Here is an 18002-nt window from a genome sequence, read left to right on the forward strand (position 1 = left end):
CCCGCTCCCACACTTGATCTTCACAAGACCTTGCTACTCATTCGGCTTACTTAAGTAAGCCGGGATAAAACAATAAGAAAGGGATTCCATCATGCCCAGCGAACCGAATGGCGCTCCGGCGTCCGGGTCTTCCGTCGACTTTGAAAAGGTCGGCACCGAATACTTCCAACAACGGGAACTGAAAAAAGGCGCTGCCGGCTGGGTACTATTAGTCGGTCTCGGTGTTGCCTACGTCATCTCCGGCGACTACGCCGGCTGGAACTTCGGCCTGGCCCAGGGTGGCTGGGGCGGTATGTTCCTCGCCACACTGCTGATGGCCACCATGTACCTGTGCATGTGTTTCTCCCTGGCCGAACTGTCTTCCATGATCCCTACCGCCGGCGGCGGCTACGGCTTTGCCCGCAGCGCGTTCGGCCCCTGGGGCGGGTTCCTCACCGGCACCGCGATCCTTATCGAATACGCCATCGCCCCCGCCGCCATCGCGGTGTTTATCGGCGCCTATTGCGAGTCGCTGTTCGGCATTGGCGGCTGGATGATCTACCTGGCGTTCTACATCATCTTTATCGGCATCCACATCTTCGGCGTGGGTGAAGCGCTGAAGCTGATGTTTGTGATTACCGCCGTCGCCGCGATTGCCCTGGGTGTGTTCCTGGTGTCGATGGTGCCGCACTTCAGTGTCGCCAACCTGCTGGACATCCCGGTGACCGAGGCCAAGGGCGCCAGCTCTTTCCTGCCCTTCGGTTATGTCGGCGTGTGGGCGGCGATTCCCTATGCGATCTGGTTTTTCCTTGCGGTCGAAGGCGTGCCCCTGGCCGCCGAAGAAACCAAGAACCCCAAACGCGACCTGCCCCGCGGCCTGATCGGCGCCATTGTGGTGCTGACCAGCTTCGCCCTGCTGATTTTGGTGATCGCCCCCGGCGGTGCTGGCGCCTACGCGTTGATGGCATCGGGCAATCCGCTGGTGGAAGCCTTGTCCAAAGCCTACGGCGGCTCCACGTGGATGGGCCACTTCGTCAATCTGGTGGGCCTGGCCGGGCTGATCGCGAGCTTCTTCTCGATCATCTACGCCTACTCCCGGCAGATCTTCGCCCTCTCCCGCGCCGGCTACCTGCCGCGCAAGCTGTCGCAGACCAACAAAAGCAAGGCACCGGTACTGGCCCTGGTGATCCCCGGCATCATCGGGTTCGGCCTGTCGCTGACCGGCCAAGGCGATTTGCTGATCCTGGTCGCCGTATTCGGCGCAACCATTTCCTACGTGCTGATGATGGCCGCGCACATCACGTTGCGCATCCGCCGCCCCAAAATGGACCGCCCTTACCGTACTCCGGGCGGCATCTTCACCTCGGGCGTCGCCCTGGTACTGGCTTGCATCGCTGTTGTGGCGGGCTTTCTGGTGGATCCGCGCGTGGTGATTGGCGCCGCGATCATCTATGGAGTATTAATTGCTTACTTTGCTTTCTACAGTCGGCATCACTTGGTAGCAGGCACGCCGGAAGAAGAATTTGCGGCGATCCAGGCCGCAGAGGCCGCCTTGCACTAAACGCCGTAAACCTCGGCGCGGGCGCTTTACTCACATTCAGCCCGCGTCGACAAGGAGACTCTGTATGGCAAGCTTTTCCCACGCGGTCGGTGTATTGACCTACCGCTTCGACAGCCTCAAGGACGTGATGGCCAAGGCCAGCCCGGCCCGCTCCGGGGATTTTTTGGCGGGTGTTGCCGCCCAGAACGATGGCGAGCGGGTCGCGGCGCAAATGGCCCTGGCCAACATTCCGTTGAAGCACTTTCTCGAAGAAGTGTTGATCCCGTACGAAAGCGACGAAGTCACCCGGCTGATTATCGATACCCACGATAAACAGGCGTTTTCCGTGGTTAGCCACCTGACCGTCGGGGGTTTGCGGGATTGGCTGCTCAGCGACGCGGCCGACGAACAGAGCCTGCGCGCCCTGGCGCCCGGGCTGACACCGGAAATGGCCGCCGCCGTATCGAAGATCATGCGTGTGCAGGACCTGGTACTGGTGGCGCAGAAAATCCGCGTCGTCACACAGTTCCGCGGCACGATGGGCCTGCGCGGGCGCCTGTCCACCCGCCTGCAGCCCAACCATCCCACCGATGAGCCGGCCGGTATCGCCGCGAGCATTCTTGACGGCCTGCTCTACGGCAACGGCGACGCCATGATCGGCATCAACCCGGCCACCGACAGCATCGCCTCGATCTGCGCGATGCTGGAAATGCTCGACGCGATCATCCAGCGTTATGAAATCCCGACCCAGGCCTGCGTGCTGACCCACGTCACCACCTCCATCGAAGCCATCAACCGTGGCGTGCCGCTGGACCTGGTGTTCCAGTCGATCGCCGGCACCGAGGCGGCCAATGCCAGTTTCGGCATCAGCCTGAGCGTGCTGCAGGAAGGCTACGACGCGGGCCTGAGCCTGAACCGCGGCACCCTCGGGCAAAACCTGATGTATTTCGAAACCGGCCAGGGCAGCGCCTTGTCGGCCAACGCACACTTTGGCGTCGACCAGCAAACCTGCGAAACCCGCGCCTATGCCGTCGCCCGGCATTTCAAGCCGTTTTTGGTGAACACGGTCGTAGGATTTATCGGCCCCGAGTACCTGTACAACGGCAAGCAGATCATCCGCGCCGGCCTCGAAGACCACTTCTGCGGCAAGCTGCTGGGCGTGCCCATGGGGTGCGACATCTGCTACACCAACCATGCCGAAGCCGACCAGGACGACATGGACACCCTGCTCACCCTGCTGGGCGTGGCCGGGATCAACTTCATCATGGGCATCCCGGGCTCCGACGACATCATGCTCAACTACCAGACCACTTCATTTCACGACGCGCTGTACGCCCGCCAAACATTGGGTTTAAAGCCGGCACCGGAGTTTGAACAGTGGCTGGCGAAAATGGGCATCTTCACGCAAGCCGACGGCAAGGTGCACTTCGGCAACAGCCTGCCACCGGCATTCCGCCACGCCTTGGCGCAACTGGGATGAAGAAGGAACCGCCCGTGCACATCGACACCCCGGAAAACAACGTGGACAACCCGTGGCTTGAGCTGCGGCGCCTGACCCCGGCGCGGATTGCCCTGGGCCGCACCGGCACCAGCATGCCTACCGGCGCGCAGCTGGATTTCCAGTTCGCCCATGCCCAGGCCCGCGACGCGGTACACCTGCCGTTTGATCATGCAGGGCTCAGCAGCCAATTGGCGGAGCGTGGCCGCGACAGCCTGCTGCTGCACAGCGCCGCCGTCGACCGTCACAGCTACCTGCAACGCCCGGACCTTGGGCGCCGCCTCAGTGATGAATCCGCCCAGGCCCTGCGGGACTATGCCGAAGCCAACCCCGGCGGCGTGGACCTGGCGGTGGTGGTGGCCGATGGCTTGTCGGCCCTGGCGGTGCATAAACATACATTGCCGTTTCTTACACGCATGGAGGAACAAACCCACGCTGAAGGCTGGTCGCTGTCACCGGTGATTCTGGTGGAGCAGGGCCGTGTCGCCGTCGCGGATGAAGTCGGCCAGTTGCTCGGGGCAAAAATGGTGGTGATCCTGATCGGCGAGCGGCCGGGGCTCAGCTCGCCGGACAGCCTGGGGCTGTATTTCACCTACAACCCCAAGGTCGGCCTCACTGACGCCTACCGCAACTGCATCTCCAATGTGCGCCTGGAAGGCTTGAGCTACGGCATGGCCGCTCACCGCCTGCTTTACTTGATGCGGGAGGCCTGTCGCCGGCAGTTGTCGGGGGTCAACCTCAAGGATGAAGCGCAGGTACAAACCCTCGAGTCGGATGATCCCGACCTGATGAAAGGAAACTTCCTGCTCAGCCCACCGAAGGACTGATCCCTGCACGATTGCGCTTTTTCTCTGCTTTAGGCAGCATCGAGACACGGCCGCTTGTGTGGTCATACCCCATTTGGAAGTTGAGGCCTGGCATGCGGATTACTCAAGCGACCCTGGAACACCTGGACCTGTTGACCCCGCTTTTCGTCAAATACCGCGAGTTTTACGGCGCGCTGCCGTTTCCTGATTCGAGCCGCGCCTTCCTGGAAAAACGCCTGCGCCGCAAGGAGTCCGTGATCTACCTGGCGCTGGCCGACGATGACGACAAGAAACTGCTTGGCTTTTGCCAGCTGTATCCAAGCTTTTCATCGTTGTCCCTCAAGCGGGTGTGGATCCTCAACGACATCTACGTCGCCGAAGACGCACGCCGGCAGTTGGTGGCCGACAACCTGATGCGTACCGCGAAGAAGATGGCCAAGGAAACTCAAGCCGTGCGCCTGCGTGTGTCCACCAGCAGCGACAACCAGGTGGCGCAGAAAACCTATGAGTCCATCGGTTTTCGGGAAGACACCGAGTTCAAGAATTACGTGCTTGCGATCAGCGATGACTGACAACTATTAACCAAACCTCATACATCTGTTGTGGGAGCCCCCTCCCACACTGACGCTGTGTCTACAATCAGATCGCTTTCGCGACATTCCCCGCTACAAAACCAGCACGCTTTTCACAACTCTATCCGTATAATGCGGACCTTTCAGGGTCGTAAGAAATACGCCACTACCTTGTAGCCCTTATTACCCGAAGCCTCCGCACAGGCCCGCTGAGCCAGGCCATTCACACAGGTGCCCTCCATGGATTTCAACCCGCTCGACCTTATCCTGCATCTCGACGTGTACCTCGACATGCTGGTGAGAAACTACGGAGTGTGGATCTACGCCATTCTGTTCCTGGTTATCTTTTGCGAAACCGGCCTGGTGGTCATGCCCTTCCTGCCGGGTGATTCCTTGCTGTTTATTGCCGGCGCCATCGCCGCAGGCGGCGGCATGGACCCGATATTGCTGGGCGGCTTGCTGATGCTCGCGGCCATCCTGGGCGACAGTACCAACTACGTCATCGGACGAACGGCCGGGGAACGCTTGTTCAGCAACCCCAACTCGAAAATATTCCGCCGCGACTACCTGCAAAAGACCCACGACTTCTACGACAAGCATGGCGGCAAAACCGTGACCCTGGCGCGCTTCCTGCCGATCCTGCGGACCTTCGCACCGTTCGTCGCCGGCATCGCCAAGATGCCTTACCCGCGCTTCTTCGGTTTCAGCGTGTTCGGCACCATCCTGTGGGTCGGCGGCCTGGTAACCCTGGGCTACTTCTTCGGCAACGTGCCCTTCATCAAGAAAAACCTGTCGCTGCTGGTGGTGTTCATCATCCTGCTGTCGCTGGTACCGATGATCATCGGCGTGTTCCGCAGCCGCTTCGGCCGCAGCTCTTCCGAAGCCAAGCCGCAGTAACCGGCTATGTGGTCCCTCAGCGCCTGGCGTCGCCGGCGCCTGCTGGCCAAGCACCCGATTGCCGATGAAACGTGGCAACGGGTGCGCCACCACCTGACGTTCCTCGACGGCATCACTGCCGAGCAAGACCAGTGGCTGCGGGAAGCCTGTGTGGTGTTCCTCGCCGAAAAACACCTCACCGCCCTGCCCGGCGTCGAACTGCACCAGGAACAGCGCCTGCTGCTCGCCGCCCAGGCACAGCTGCCGCTGATGAACCTTGGCGACCTCGACTGGTACCAGGGCTTCCACGAGATCGTGCTGTACCCCGACGACTTCCTCAGCCCGCAGCGCCATCGCGACGCCAGCGGCGTGGAACACGAGTGGGACGGCGAGCACAGCGGCGAAGCCTGGCAACAGGGCCCGGTGATCCTTGCGTGGCCCGGCGTACTGGCCAGCGGCAACTGGGAAGGCTACAACCTGGTCATTCACGAACTGGCCCACAAGCTGGACATGCTCAACGGCGACGCCAACGGCCTGCCCCCCCTGCACCACGACATGCGCGTGCAGGAATGGGCCAGCGTCATGCAAAGCGCCTTCGACGACCTCAACCACCAGCTCGACCGCAACCCTGACGCCGAAACGGCCATCGACCCCTACGCCGCGGAAAACCCGGCCGAGTTCTTTGCCGTCACCAGCGAATATTTCTTCAGTGCCCCGGATTTACTGGTCAGCAGTTATCCACAGGTGTACGAGCAACTGAGCCACTTCTACCGTCAGGATCCCCTGGCGCGCCTGCACCAACTGCAGGCCGGCGACGTGCGGTATCAGACGGAACGCCAAGCGCCCTACGACGTCTGACGCATGGCATCGGCGTCAGAATATGCCTATAATCGCCGCCACTTTTAGGCCAATCCGGCCATGTTCCATGGCCAACTACGGGGGCAACGCCCAATGAGCTACAGCAAGATTCCGGCTGGCAAAGACCTGCCGAACGACATCTACGTCGCCATCGAGATTCCGGCCAACCACGCGCCGATCAAATACGAAATCGACAAAGACAGCGACTGCCTGTTCGTTGACCGTTTCATGGCCACCCCGATGTTCTACCCGGCCAACTACGGTTTCATCCCCAACACCCTGGCAGACGACGGTGACCCCCTCGACGTGCTGGTCGTGACCCCTTACCCGGTTACCCCAGGCTCGGTTATCCGCGCCCGCCCGGTCGGCATCCTGAACATGACTGACGACGGCGGCGGCGATGCCAAAGTTATCGCAGTACCACACGACAAGCTGTCCCAGCTGTATGTCGACGTGAAGGAATACACCGATCTGCCGCCACTGCTGCTGGAACAGATCAAACACTTCTTCGAGAACTACAAAGACCTCGAAAAAGGCAAATGGGTGAAGATCGACGGTTGGGGCAATGCAGACGCCGCCCGCGCCGAGATCATGAAGTCGGTCGCTGCCTACAAAGGCTGATACCGCTATTCGCTCTGAAAAAGCCCCGATTAATCGGGGCTTTTTTTGTGGGAAAAACATAAACATCCGGCTACTTTAATAAACATATTTACAGCAATTGTTTAACTAGCTTAATCAACTAGCAGAATAGTCCTGCGATAAGGAAACACCTACATACAGCAACTCAACGCATGGTTTATTTGATCTGATTTTACGGCCAGTAAACTCTGCGTTTATGAATACATCAGGTGATCGCTTAAGAGCGCTATTACGGGAAGTTCATCTTTCCGCTTCCGACTTCGCCAAGAACCGCGATGTTACGCCTCAACACGTAAACAACTGGTTCAAACGCGGCGTCCCCATGGGCCGGCTCAACGAGTTCGCAGAATTGTTGTGCGTCACCAGCCGTTGGCTGCGCACAGGCGAAGGCCCCAAACATCCACCCGCCAACTACCTGCTGGAAGGATCCGATGCAGACACCTCCCACCGTATCGCCCGCGAGACCAGCGGCAACTACATCACCCACCCGGTCTCGGGCCCGGTAAAAATCGACGTGGAGATCCCCCTCCACCCCACCTTCACCTCGACCGAAAGCATCCGCCTCTCCCTGCACACCCTTGAAGCCATCGGTGTAAGCCCGGAGCGGGCGCTCGGGGCCTACATGGTCGGCAACAGCATGATCGACATCATCCAGGACGGAAGTACCCTTGCCATCGACTGTGGCCGCAAACAGATCATCGATGGCGAAATCTACGCGGTAGAGCACGACGGAATGCTGCGAATCAAATACCTCTACAACCGTCCAGGAGGTGGCCTGCGGATGCGCAGCCACAACAGCGCCGAGCATCCGGACGAGTTTTTGACCTATGAGCAGCGGCATGAGCAGAACTTTGAGATTCTGGGTTGGGTGTTCTGGTGGGCGACACTGAATAACCGCCGCCCGCCGGTGCCGCTGGATGAGCATTTATTGGGCTACGAAGGCTCTAAATCGGATCCGGAGCTGGGAAATTGAGGCGAATGTGGGTATTATCCGCCGCACATTTGGCAGGGGGTTGGCGTGAAGCCGGTCCGCCCTGCCTGGCGATGCGGAGGAGTTCCCGCTGATGCCCCTTATCATCTGGGTGCGAGCCTGGGTGAACGATTTGAAGGCTGGTGAGGTTTACCAAAAATAAGCTGAACCAGTCCCCGAGAAGCCGGCCACAAGCCGGCTTTTTAATGCCTGGAAGAAATGCGCTACACCTGCCAGGCATCGAGCTATTTGAGAACGCGCCAACCGCTCCAAGGCACGCAAGCCGTCTTTTCCATCCTCAGGACATTCGCCTGATACGTCGCTAAAAGCCCGTTCCAAGAACACGTTTCGCATACCTGTCGTTACCAACGACATAACATCAAGACGTGTCGCAGAAATCAAAATATAGCGACACGTAGTGCACGCATGTTTACACTGACGCCACGAAAGGGCGCCCTGATGAGCCCCTCTTACCTTTAGACGGATAAGTCAAAGACCGAGCCCCATCCATGACCGCATCCCACCTTCCCTGGCAGGCTGACAAGCCCTACAACCAGCTTCCCACTTTGCCACCGGCAACTGTTCTGGAAACCCATGCAGTGCTCAAACGCTGCATTGAGGCCCGCACAGCCCTGGCCGAATTGAAGCAAGCGGCTGAGCTGATCCCTAACCAGACAATGCTGATCAACACCATTCCATTGCTGGAGGCCAAGGACAGCTCAGAGATCGAAAGTATCGTCACCACCACGGATTTGCTCTTTCAGCATGCTCAGGATGGAGATAGCCACGCAGACCCAGCGACCAAGGAAGCACTGCGCTACCGCAAAGCCCTGCAGAAAGGTTATCAATCGTTGGCCGACCGCCCACTCTCCAGCGGTACTGCAGTCGAAATCTGCCGCACGCTTAAAGGCGTGAACATGGATATACGCCGGGTGCCAGGAGTCCAGCTAGCCAACGACCGAACCGGCGAGATCATCTATACCCCACCGGAAGGCGAAGATCGCTTACGTGACATGCTCGCCAACTGGGAGCGCTTCCTGCACAACGAGACCGACCTGGATCCATTAGTACGTATGGCGGTTAGTCACTATCAATTCGAAGCCATTCACCCATTCACCGACGGCAATGGCCGTACCGGGCGAGTGCTCAACACCCTGTACCTGATCCAGGAAGGTCTGCTGAATCTACCGATTCTCTACCTTAGCCGTTACATCATTGCCCATAGAGCCGATTACTACCGCCTGTTGCTTGATGTCACTCGCGAACAAGCCTGGGAGCCTTGGCTGCTGTACATGCTCAGCGCTGTGGAAGAAACAGCACGCTGGACTTGTGCAAAAATTGCCGCTATTCGCAGCCTGTCCGAGCACACCACCCAGTTTGTTCGTGAGCAGTTGCCGAAAACCTATTCCCGCGAGCTGGTAGACGTCATTTTCGAACAGCCCTACTGCCGCATCAGCAACGTCGTCGACAAACAGATTGCCCAGCGTCAAGCAGCCTCCCGTTACCTCAAAGAACTAGTCGCCATCGGCGTTCTGCAAGAGGTTCAGGTTGGCAAGGAAAAGCTCTTCATCCATCCCAAGCTGATGCAGTTACTCACTCGCGACAACAACGACTTCAAGCCCTACGCCTGAGGGGAGAGCTTTACTCGATGACAATCGTCTGCCGGGATCTGCGCCCCTGAGCCGTGATGATTAGCATTTGGTCAGTAGGTTGCTGACCAAATGCATCGTTACCTCAGTGTCGGCTTAGGATCCTCACCTCGGCTGTAAACAGTCCAGCGCTCGATCCACCACCACCTTCGACATTTCCACCAAATGCATCACCGCCCGCTGTGCGCCATTCAGCGGCTCGGTCGACGCCTGGGCGGTTGCCACGGCGCAATGCAATAACTCGGCAGCATGGGCCAGGGCATCTTCGAAACTCAGTTCGTCATCGACGGTAAACGGGTTGGGTGAAGGCTGCGCGTCCGGCGCTTTAAGGTAGTGATCGATCACTCGACGCGAGGCATCAGTGTCGCGGAGTAAGGCTTTATGGAATGCGGGTGGATCGGGGGTAACTTTGACCATGGTAAATCTCCAATCAAACATTTGGAGCCACCACGCTTCGCGACTAAACGAAGGTGGCAGCTGTACGCAGGTTAGTCGACCGGTCGATTGGAAACCCGGCGCGCCCGAGGGCGCCCTGCGCACAGCCACCATAAAAGTGCAGGCGAAAAACGGCCTGACTCATGAACTGATCGTGCGCCAATCGAATCCGGGCGACTAAACCCGATCACCGAATATGCAGTGACGGAACGCAGACTAGTCGCGGGATTTTGCTGGCGCAAGCGCTTGGAATTCTCTAGGAAACGTCCTGCAAATGAAAGGGATCAGTCTTCCTGGCCATTCCCAATCACCGCCTCTTCTTGACTCTCCCCCTAAGGTCACACCTCACCCTGAACCCCCAACTTTCAGGATCCCCACCACCATGAGCCAACGCATCCTGGTCATCCTCGGCCACCCTTCCCGCACCAGCTTCTGCTCTGCCCTCACCGACACCTACATCACCTCGGCCAAAACCGCCGGTCACGAAGTGCGCGTCCTGCGCCTCGGCGACCTGACTTTCGATCCCATCCTGCACAACGGCTACAACCAAACCCAACCCCTGGAACCCGACCTGCTCAACGCCCAATCCGACATCCTGTGGGCCAATCACCTGACGTTTGTCTTCCCCATCTGGTGGGGTGGCATCCCGGCTTTGATGAAGGGCTTTATCGACCGAATTCTCCTGTCTGGTTTCGCCTTCAAATACCGCAAAGGCAAAGCCTTCCCCGACAAACTCCTGAAGGGCCGAACTGCGCATTTGCTGGTGACCCTGGACACGCCAGCGTGGTATTACAGGTGGTTCTACCGCATGCCCGCGCTGCATCAGATGCGCAAGACAACACTGGCGTTTTGTGGCATTCAGCCGATCAAGACGTTGCTGTTCGGGCCGGTGTTGGGCTCTACGCCAGCACAGCGGGAACAGTGGCTGAAACAGGCCGGCGCACTCTTTGGGAAAAGGACTTTTCATGTACATCGGCAAAGCCGCGCAACTATCGGGCACAACCATCAAAGCGATTCGTCACTATGAGGCCATCGGCCTGTTGCCGCCGCCGCAGCGGGAAGGTCGTTATCGATTTTACTCCACGCAAAGTGTCGAACTGCTGACGTTCATCAAGTGCGCCCAGCAGTTGGGTTTCAAGCTCAAGGAGTTGCAGGCAATTCTGGGTGGGCATCACGGTGATGGGCTGCCCTGGGGCCTGGCGGACAAGGCGATCGCCAACAAGAAGCAGGAGTTGGTGCGGCAGATCGAGGCATTGCAGAAGATGCATGGAGGACTGGTCGAGTTTGAGGCCAGTCTCAAGGATGCTCAGGGCCAATGCACCGCACCACTGAAAACGCCACTGCCGTCAATGAGCTGAACCGCTGTTTTACGTAGTACCGGGCAGCGGCTCGGAACAGAAAAAGCTTCGCAAAAAATGGAGTGGTTTCCGGCCGCACTGGGAAAGGTCCACTTCGAGCGCGATTGGCAATGGCGTGCTGGCGGGAAGTTGGACGGCGATTACCGGCGTGTGGGACGCCATCAAGCAAGTGCAGGAGATCTTCAAGGACGCCGGCAAGCTGTTTGAAAGCCTGGGGGCGACAGCCAGCGAATTGATGAGCTGGCGAGTACTGCGCCAAAGGTTATGGAACAGGCGATCCTCCTGGCCAGTGATGAGGCGGCGCTGTACCTGATATGCGCATCTGACTGGACAGTGAGCCGAATCGCTCACACAATCGGCTCACCAAATGAGCCGAATAAGCCTTCTATTCGGCTCACATACCGAGCATGCCTCCATGGATCACCCGAACTGGATCTGGCAACAACCCGACTGGCCGCACTTTCACTGGCAACCAGAGCGCCTCGCAGCGTTGTTGCGCGAGTGCACGCAGGCGCAAGGAAAGTTGCTGGGCATGCTCGGTTCGGTCAGCCAGGCACAGAGTTCGGAGAATGAACTGGATGCGTTGCTGCAAAACATTCTGACCTCCTCGGCAATCGAGGGTGAGCAGTTGAATGTGGGCTCGGTACGTTCCTCTTTGGCCCGGCGCCTGGGCCTGGAGCTATTGCAAGACGGCTCCGTGAGCCGGCGCAGCGAGGGTCTGGCTGACTTGATGCTGGACGCCACGCAACAGTTTGCTCAACCGTTTACCCTCACCCGTCTATTCAAATGGCATCGATGGTTGTTTCCCGCCGAGGAAGCCCGCTTTTCCACCCACGGCTTGAACGTAGGCGCGTTAAGGGGGGATGAGCCTATGCAGGTTGTGTCGGGACGACTGGACCGACCCACTGTGCATTTCGAGGCCCCACCCCGCCAAGGACTGGAGCAGTCGCTGGACGATTTCATCGAATGGTTTGAAGCCAGCCGGAATCATGCGGCCCTTGACCCATTGCTCCGCGCAGGCCTGGCGCATTTCTGGTTCGTCACCCTGCACCCCTTCGATGATGGCAACGGTCGTCTGACGCGGGCTATTACTGACCTCGCGCTTGCCCAGGCGGAGAACCAGGCGATCCGCTTCTACGCCATGTCGGCAAGCATCCTTGAAGACCGGGCAGGCTATTACCGTGCACTGGAAACCAGTCAAAAAGCCACGCTGGATGTCACCGATTGGCTAGAGTGGTTCCTGCAAACCCTGCTTCGTAGCCTGCAGCAGGCGATGGCGCGGATCGACCGGGTGCTGGGTAAAACTCGCTTCTGGCAACGGCATCGAGACCACGCACTCAGCGCCGAGCAGACAAAAGTCTTGAATCGCTTGCTCGACGGCGGCGAGAAGGGCTTTGAGCACGGGATCAGCGCGGCCCAATATCAAGCGGTGGCCAAAGTGTCCAAGGCAACGGCGACCCGACATCTGGCCGATCTTCTGGAAAAAAACTGCCTGGTTCGGCTACCCGGCGGCGGCCGCAGCACCCGCTATCAAATCAACACCCAAGGCGATTGATTTACAAGGCAAATCCCCCCACTCATTTGCCCCAATCCCCCATGTCTGCTAGTGTCGCGCCGGTTTACCGTCTACCGGAATAGCCGCCATGGCCCGCAAAAAAGTTGCACTCGATTTCGAACAATCCCTCGCCGACCTGCAAACCCTGGTCGAGCGGATGGAGAACGGCGAGTTGTCGCTGGAAGACTCGTTGACCGCATTCGAGCAAGGCATCGGCCTGACCCGCGACTGCCAGAGCGCCCTGGCGCAGGCGGAGCAGAAGGTCCAGGTGTTGCTGGAACGCGATGGGGAGTTGGCCGAAGAACCTTTCGATGCGGAACAGCCTGAATGATCGACGCTTATCAGGCCGGCAGCCAGGCCCGGGTCAATGCTGCGCTGGATCCGCTGTTTGTCGCGCCCAGCCCTGAGCTGAACCGCCTGTATGAGGCCATGCGCTACAGCGTGATGAACGGTGGCAAGCGCGTTCGCCCGTTGCTCGCCTATGCGGCCTGTGAAGCCCTCGGCGCCCAGCCGGAGGAAGCCAACGGCGCCGCCTGTGCGGTGGAGTTGATCCACGCTTACTCCCTGGTACACGACGATTTGCCGGCGATGGACGACGACGATCTGCGTCGCGGCCAACCCACTACCCATAAAGCCTTTGATGAAGCCTGCGCGATTCTCGCCGGTGACGGCCTGCAAAGCCTGGCGTTCAGCGCCCTGCTGGACCCGCGCCTGAGCAGCGTCAACGCCGAGATCCGTCTGCGCATGGTTACCGCGCTGGCGCTGGCCGCAGGGCCTGCCGGCATGGTCGGCGGCCAGGCGATTGACCTGGGCTCGGTCGGTTTGAAGCTCGATCAACAAGCCCTGGAATACATGCACCGCCACAAGACCGGCGCGCTGATCGAGGCCGCCGTGCACCTCGGCGCCCTGGCCAGTGGCCGTGCCGAAGCGGCGCAACTGGCGGCGCTGCAAACCTACGCGCGGGCCATTGGCCTGGCGTTCCAGGTGCAGGACGATATTCTCGACGTTGAAAGCGATACCGCGACCCTCGGCAAGCGCCAGGGTGCTGATATCGCACGGGACAAGCCGACTTATCCTTCGCTTCTCGGGCTGGAAGCCGCCAAGGCGTACGCCCTGGAGCTGCGGGACCAGGCCCTGGATGCCCTGCGACCTTTCGACGCGGCTGCCGAGCCACTGCGTGACCTGGCGCGGTATATCGTCGAACGTCGCCACTGACAACAGCGGCCTTTTCCACCGCATATCAGCCAAGTTCGGCGCTCTGCGTGGGCAGTTTGCGATGCTTGAGGTAAACTGCCGCCTCTTCTATACCTATAACGATTCGCCTGATGCCCACGACGTTTCAAGAGATTCCCCGCAAGCGCCCGGCCACGCCCCTGCTGGACCGTGCCAACACGCCAGCCGGCCTGCGCCGCCTGGGTGAAGCCGAGCTGGAAACCCTGGCCGATGAGTTGCGCCTGGAATTGCTCTACACGGTCGGCCAGACCGGTGGGCATTTCGGTGCCGGCCTGGGCGTCATCGAGCTGACCATTGCGCTGCATTACGTATTCGACACTCCGGACGACCGGCTGGTGTGGGACGTGGGTCATCAGGCCTATCCGCACAAGATTCTCACCGGACGCCGCGAGCGCATGGCCACACTGCGCCAGAAGGATGGCATCGCCGCCTTCCCGCGCCGCTCCGAGAGCGAGTACGACACCTTTGGCGTCGGCCACTCCAGCACCTCTATCAGTGCAGCGCTGGGCATGGCGATTGCCGCCCGCCTGCAGAACAGCGATCGCAAGGCGATTGCGGTGATCGGTGATGGCGCGTTGACCGCCGGCATGGCCTTCGAGGCGCTGAACCACGCGCCGGAAGTGGATGCCAACATGCTGGTGATCCTCAACGACAACGACATGTCGATCTCGCGCAATGTCGGTGGCCTGTCGAATTACCTGGCAAAAATCCTCTCCAGCCGCACTTACGCCAGCATGCGCGAAGGCAGCAAGAAGGTGCTCTCGCGTCTGCCCGGCGCGTGGGAAATTGCCCGTCGTACCGAAGAATATGCCAAGGGCATGCTGGTTCCCGGCACCCTGTTCGAAGAGCTGGGCTGGAACTACATCGGCCCGATCGACGGCCATGACCTGCCAACCCTGATCGCCACCCTGCGCAACATGCGTGACCTTAAAGGCCCGCAGTTCCTGCATATCGTGACCAAGAAAGGCAAAGGCTTCGCCCCGGCGGAAGTCGACCCGATTGGTTACCACGCGATCACCAAGCTGGAACCGCTGAACGCCCCGGCCGCCGCGCCGAAGAAGCCCAGCGGTCCAAAGTATTCCGGTGTGTTCGGCGAATGGCTGTGTGACATGGCCGCCGCCGACCCGCGCCTGGTGGGCATCACCCCGGCGATGAAGGAAGGTTCCGACCTGGTGGCGTTCAGCGAGCGTTTCCCGCTGCGCTATTTTGACGTGGCCATCGCCGAGCAACATGCGGTGACCTTCGCCGCGGGCATGGCCTGTGAAGGCGCCAAGCCGGTGGTAGCGATCTACTCCACGTTCCTGCAACGCGGTTATGACCAGTTGATTCATGACGTCGCGGTGCAGAACCTCGACGTGCTGTTCGCCATCGACCGTGCGGGCCTGGTGGGCGAAGACGGCCCGACCCATGCCGGCAGCTTCGACCTCTCGTACCTGCGCTGCATCCCCGGCATGCTGGTGATGACCCCGAGCGACGAGAACGAACTGCGCAAGATGCTCAGCACCGGCCACCTGTACAACGGCCCGGCGGCTGTGCGCTATCCGCGTGGGAATGGTCCGAATGCGGTGATCGAAAAGGACCTTGAGCCTATCGAAATCGGCAAGGGTATCGTCCGCCGTCAGGGCAGCGGCGTTGCCTTGCTGGTGTTCGGCGTGCAATTGGCTGAAGCCTTGAAAGTGGCCGAGAAGATCGACGCCACGGTGGTAGACATGCGTTTCGTCAAGCCACTGGACGAGGCCTTGGTGCGCGAGATCGCCGGCAGCCATGAGCTGCTGGTGACCATCGAAGAAAACGCCGTCATGGGCGGCGCCGGTGCGGCAGTCAGTGAGTTCCTGGCGCGGGAGAATATCCTCAAGTCGGTGCTGCACCTGGGCCTGCCGGATGTGTATGTCGAGCATGCCAAGCCGGCGCAGATGCTGGCTGAGTGCGGGCTGGATGAGGCGGGCATCGAAGCTTCGGTTCGTCAGCGCATGGCCCTGCTGGGCCTGTAGAAACGCGATTAAAAATGTGGGAGCGGGCTTGCTCGCGAAAGCGCTGGGTCAGTCGACAGATGTGTTGACTGACACTGCGCCTTCGCGAGCAAGCCCGCTCCCACATTTGTTTTATGCCAACTTCAAATGCTACGGACAGCCCATGAACCGCCTTCGCCTCGCCCTGCCCCTTCTGTTACTGCCCGCCACCGACCTGCTCGCCGACAGTCTCGAACGCGACCAAGCCCTCAAGCTGCCCGACGTGGTGATCAGCGCCAACCGCCAGGTCCAGGCGCGCAACGACAGCAGCGCCGCCAACACCGTCTTCACCCGCGACGACATCGACCGCCTGCAACCCACCAGCGTGACCGACTTGCTCAGCCGCGTGCCCGGCGTGCAGGTTTCACAGGCCGGTGGCCGTGGCAGTCTGGCAAGCGTTTACATTCGTGGCACCAAGTCGGCCCAGAGCCTGGTGCTGGTCGACGGCCAGCGCATCGGCAACTCGACTTCCGGCGACAGCAACCTGCAGCACCTGAACATCCAGCAGATCGAACGCGTGGAAGTCCTGCGTGGTTCGCGCTCGGTGATCTACGGCAGCGATGCGATTGGCGGGGTGATCCAGATTTTCACCCGGCGTGGTAACGAGTCCGGCCTGCAACCCCGCCTGCATGTGGGATTTGGCAGCAACCAGACGTGGGAACGCAGCCTGGGCTTGTCCGGCGGCGATGCGCAAACCCGCTTCAACCTCGGCGCCAGCCTGGATGACACGGCCGGAATCAATCGCACGTACGACTCCTATCCCAGCGACCGCGACCATGACACCTATCGCAACCAGGCCATCAGTTTCAGCCTGAGCCATGCCTTCAACGATGACCTCGAAGCGGGTGTGAACGTGCTGGATAACCGCGGCAAAAGCGAATTCGACAACCCGTTCGGTCGCTTCGATTCGACCACCTTCCAAAGCTTCCAGCAAAAGCCCTACACCCACTTCACCGTGAGCAGTGTCAGCACCTATGTTGACGCGCGTATCAATGACACGTGGAAGTCCCGGCTGGAAGCGGGCCACAGCGAAAACCGCGAAGAAACCCGGGACAAGCTCAGCACCGAACGCAGCGTGTTCAACACTTACCGCAACTCACTGAATTGGCAGAACGACCTGACCCTCAATGAGCAGAACAGCCTGATACTGGGCGGCGACTGGTACGAGGACCAGGTCAACAGCAGCACAGCGTTCGCCGAAGACAGTCGCTGGAATCGAGCGGCGTTTATCCAGCACCGTTTTCAAGCCCAGTCCTTTTCCACTGAACTGGGCCTGCGTCGCGACGATAACCAACAGTTCGGCGGCCACAATAGTTGGAGCGGCACCTTCACCCTGCCGCTGAACCCGGACAATGATCTGTTGCTGAGCTACAGCGAAGGCTTCCGCGCGCCTACGTTCAACGACCTCTACTACCCGGACGAATTCGGCTTCAAAAACAGTAACCCGAACCTCAAGCCCGAGACATCGAAAAGCTACGAAGTGCAATGGCGCAGCCAGCTCAGCGACAGCAGCCGACTGGAAGCCTCGCTGTACCGCACCGATATTCAGGACGCGATCGTGTTTGCCAGCAACGGCCCGCAAAACGTCAGCGCCGCACGCATCAACGGCTTCGAGGCGGCGCTCAAGCAAGAACTGTTCGGCTGGCAAAGCAGCCTCGCCGTTGCATTGATCGACCCACGCGACCGCGACACCGGGCGCACACTGGCGCGTCGAGCCCGGCGCACCCTGAGCCTGGACCTGGATCGCCAATTCGATCAATTCGGCGTCGGCGCCAGCTGGCAAGCGGTCAGCAGCAGCTATGACGATGCGGCGAACCAGCAACGCCTGGGCGGGTATGGCTTGCTGGGGCTACGGGGCAGTTGGGCGGTGAACCATGAAGTCACGCTGGAAATGAAGCTCGATAACCTGCTGAACAAGGACTACAGCCGGGCGCTGTATCAGTATCAAGGCCAGCAATATGGCTATCGGGAAGAAGGCCGGGCACTGATGTTCGGGGTGACCTGGACGCCGGAACTCTAAGTCGT

17 protein-coding genes are annotated in these 18002 nt (G+C 60.0%); 16 read left to right on the forward strand and 1 reads right to left on the reverse strand.

The features are described from left to right. The first annotated feature begins 91 nt into the window (after positions 1-91). The 9 genes from eat to fic all read left to right on the forward strand — a co-directional run bounded on the left by eat (position 92) and on the right by fic (position 9369). Positions 92-1540 (forward strand): ethanolamine permease, encoded by a 1449-nt coding sequence (gene eat / locus HX839_RS08925; protein WP_003219395.1) that lies wholly within the window; start codon positions 92-94, stop codon positions 1538-1540. Positions 1541-1604: 64 nt separating this feature from the next. Then, a complete protein-coding gene (locus HX839_RS08930; RefSeq protein ID WP_008436522.1) occupies positions 1605-2999 on the forward strand; it encodes an ethanolamine ammonia-lyase subunit EutB in 1395 nt (464 codons plus the stop codon). Then, on the forward strand, positions 2996-3844 hold the full coding sequence (eutC, locus tag HX839_RS08935) for an ethanolamine ammonia-lyase subunit EutC (protein ID WP_087692359.1): 849 nt from the start codon (positions 2996-2998) through the stop codon (positions 3842-3844). The genes HX839_RS08930 and eutC overlap by 4 nt, the downstream gene beginning before the upstream one ends. 92 nt (positions 3845-3936) lie before the next feature. Further along, positions 3937-4395 (forward strand): N-acetyltransferase, encoded by a 459-nt coding sequence (locus tag HX839_RS08940; RefSeq protein ID WP_003219389.1) that lies wholly within the window; start codon positions 3937-3939, stop codon positions 4393-4395. Between the two features lie 240 nt (positions 4396-4635). Beyond that, positions 4636-5292: a DedA family protein gene (locus HX839_RS08945; RefSeq protein WP_003219387.1), complete on the forward strand. Its 657-nt coding sequence runs from the start codon at positions 4636-4638 to the stop codon at positions 5290-5292. Positions 5293-5298: 6 nt separating this feature from the next. After that, positions 5299-6129: a zinc-dependent peptidase gene (locus tag HX839_RS08950; protein WP_177066957.1), complete on the forward strand. Its 831-nt coding sequence runs from the start codon at positions 5299-5301 to the stop codon at positions 6127-6129. Between the two features lie 93 nt (positions 6130-6222). Continuing rightward, positions 6223-6750 (forward strand): inorganic diphosphatase, encoded by a 528-nt coding sequence (ppa, locus tag HX839_RS08955; RefSeq protein ID WP_003176323.1) that lies wholly within the window; start codon positions 6223-6225, stop codon positions 6748-6750. Between the two features lie 214 nt (positions 6751-6964). Then, complete coding sequence (locus HX839_RS08960; protein WP_177021485.1) at positions 6965-7741, forward strand: XRE family transcriptional regulator; 777 nt, start codon at positions 6965-6967, stop codon at positions 7739-7741. A 506-nt stretch (positions 7742-8247) separates the two neighbouring features. After that, positions 8248-9369, forward strand: a complete 1122-nt coding sequence (gene fic, locus HX839_RS08965) for a protein adenylyltransferase Fic (protein WP_177008863.1) — start codon at positions 8248-8250, stop codon at positions 9367-9369. A 123-nt stretch (positions 9370-9492) separates the two neighbouring features. Here the strand turns inward: fic and HX839_RS08970 are convergent, their stop codons facing one another. Continuing rightward, the gene (locus HX839_RS08970) at positions 9493-9804 is read right to left on the reverse strand and encodes a DUF6124 family protein (protein WP_003219377.1); all 312 of its coding nucleotides are present in this window, start codon (positions 9802-9804) and stop codon (positions 9493-9495) included. A gap of 400 nt (positions 9805-10204) precedes the next feature. On the opposite strand from HX839_RS08970, the gene HX839_RS08975 reads away from it, so the two are divergent. The 7 genes from HX839_RS08975 to HX839_RS09005 all read left to right on the forward strand — a co-directional run bounded on the left by HX839_RS08975 (position 10205) and on the right by HX839_RS09005 (position 17997). Beyond that, positions 10205-10849, forward strand: coding sequence for an NAD(P)H-dependent oxidoreductase (locus tag HX839_RS08975; protein ID WP_177066958.1), 645 nt, complete (start codon positions 10205-10207; stop codon positions 10847-10849). Next, positions 10788-11180, forward strand: coding sequence for a MerR family transcriptional regulator (locus HX839_RS08980; protein WP_177066959.1), 393 nt, complete (start codon positions 10788-10790; stop codon positions 11178-11180). Before HX839_RS08975 ends, HX839_RS08980 begins: the two co-directional genes overlap by 62 nt. A gap of 415 nt (positions 11181-11595) precedes the next feature. Then, complete coding sequence (locus tag HX839_RS08985) at positions 11596-12735, forward strand: Fic family protein (protein WP_177051304.1); 1140 nt, start codon at positions 11596-11598, stop codon at positions 12733-12735. Positions 12736-12823: 88 nt separating this feature from the next. Next, positions 12824-13066 (forward strand): exodeoxyribonuclease VII small subunit, encoded by a 243-nt coding sequence (locus tag HX839_RS08990; protein ID WP_003209964.1) that lies wholly within the window; start codon positions 12824-12826, stop codon positions 13064-13066. Beyond that, a complete protein-coding gene (gene ispA / locus HX839_RS08995; RefSeq protein WP_177028978.1) occupies positions 13063-13950 on the forward strand; it encodes a (2E,6E)-farnesyl diphosphate synthase in 888 nt (295 codons plus the stop codon). The genes HX839_RS08990 and ispA overlap by 4 nt, the downstream gene beginning before the upstream one ends. A gap of 110 nt (positions 13951-14060) precedes the next feature. Then, the gene (gene dxs / locus HX839_RS09000) at positions 14061-15959 is read left to right on the forward strand and encodes a 1-deoxy-D-xylulose-5-phosphate synthase (protein WP_177066960.1); all 1899 of its coding nucleotides are present in this window, start codon (positions 14061-14063) and stop codon (positions 15957-15959) included. Between the two features lie 142 nt (positions 15960-16101). After that, on the forward strand, positions 16102-17997 hold the full coding sequence (locus tag HX839_RS09005) for a TonB-dependent receptor domain-containing protein (protein WP_177066961.1): 1896 nt from the start codon (positions 16102-16104) through the stop codon (positions 17995-17997). Positions 17998-18002: the final 5 nt, after the last annotated feature.

Origin of the sequence: Pseudomonas sp. I8001 (assembly GCF_013385345.1) — a bacterium.
Classification (GTDB): Bacteria; Pseudomonadota; Gammaproteobacteria; order Pseudomonadales; family Pseudomonadaceae; genus Aquipseudomonas.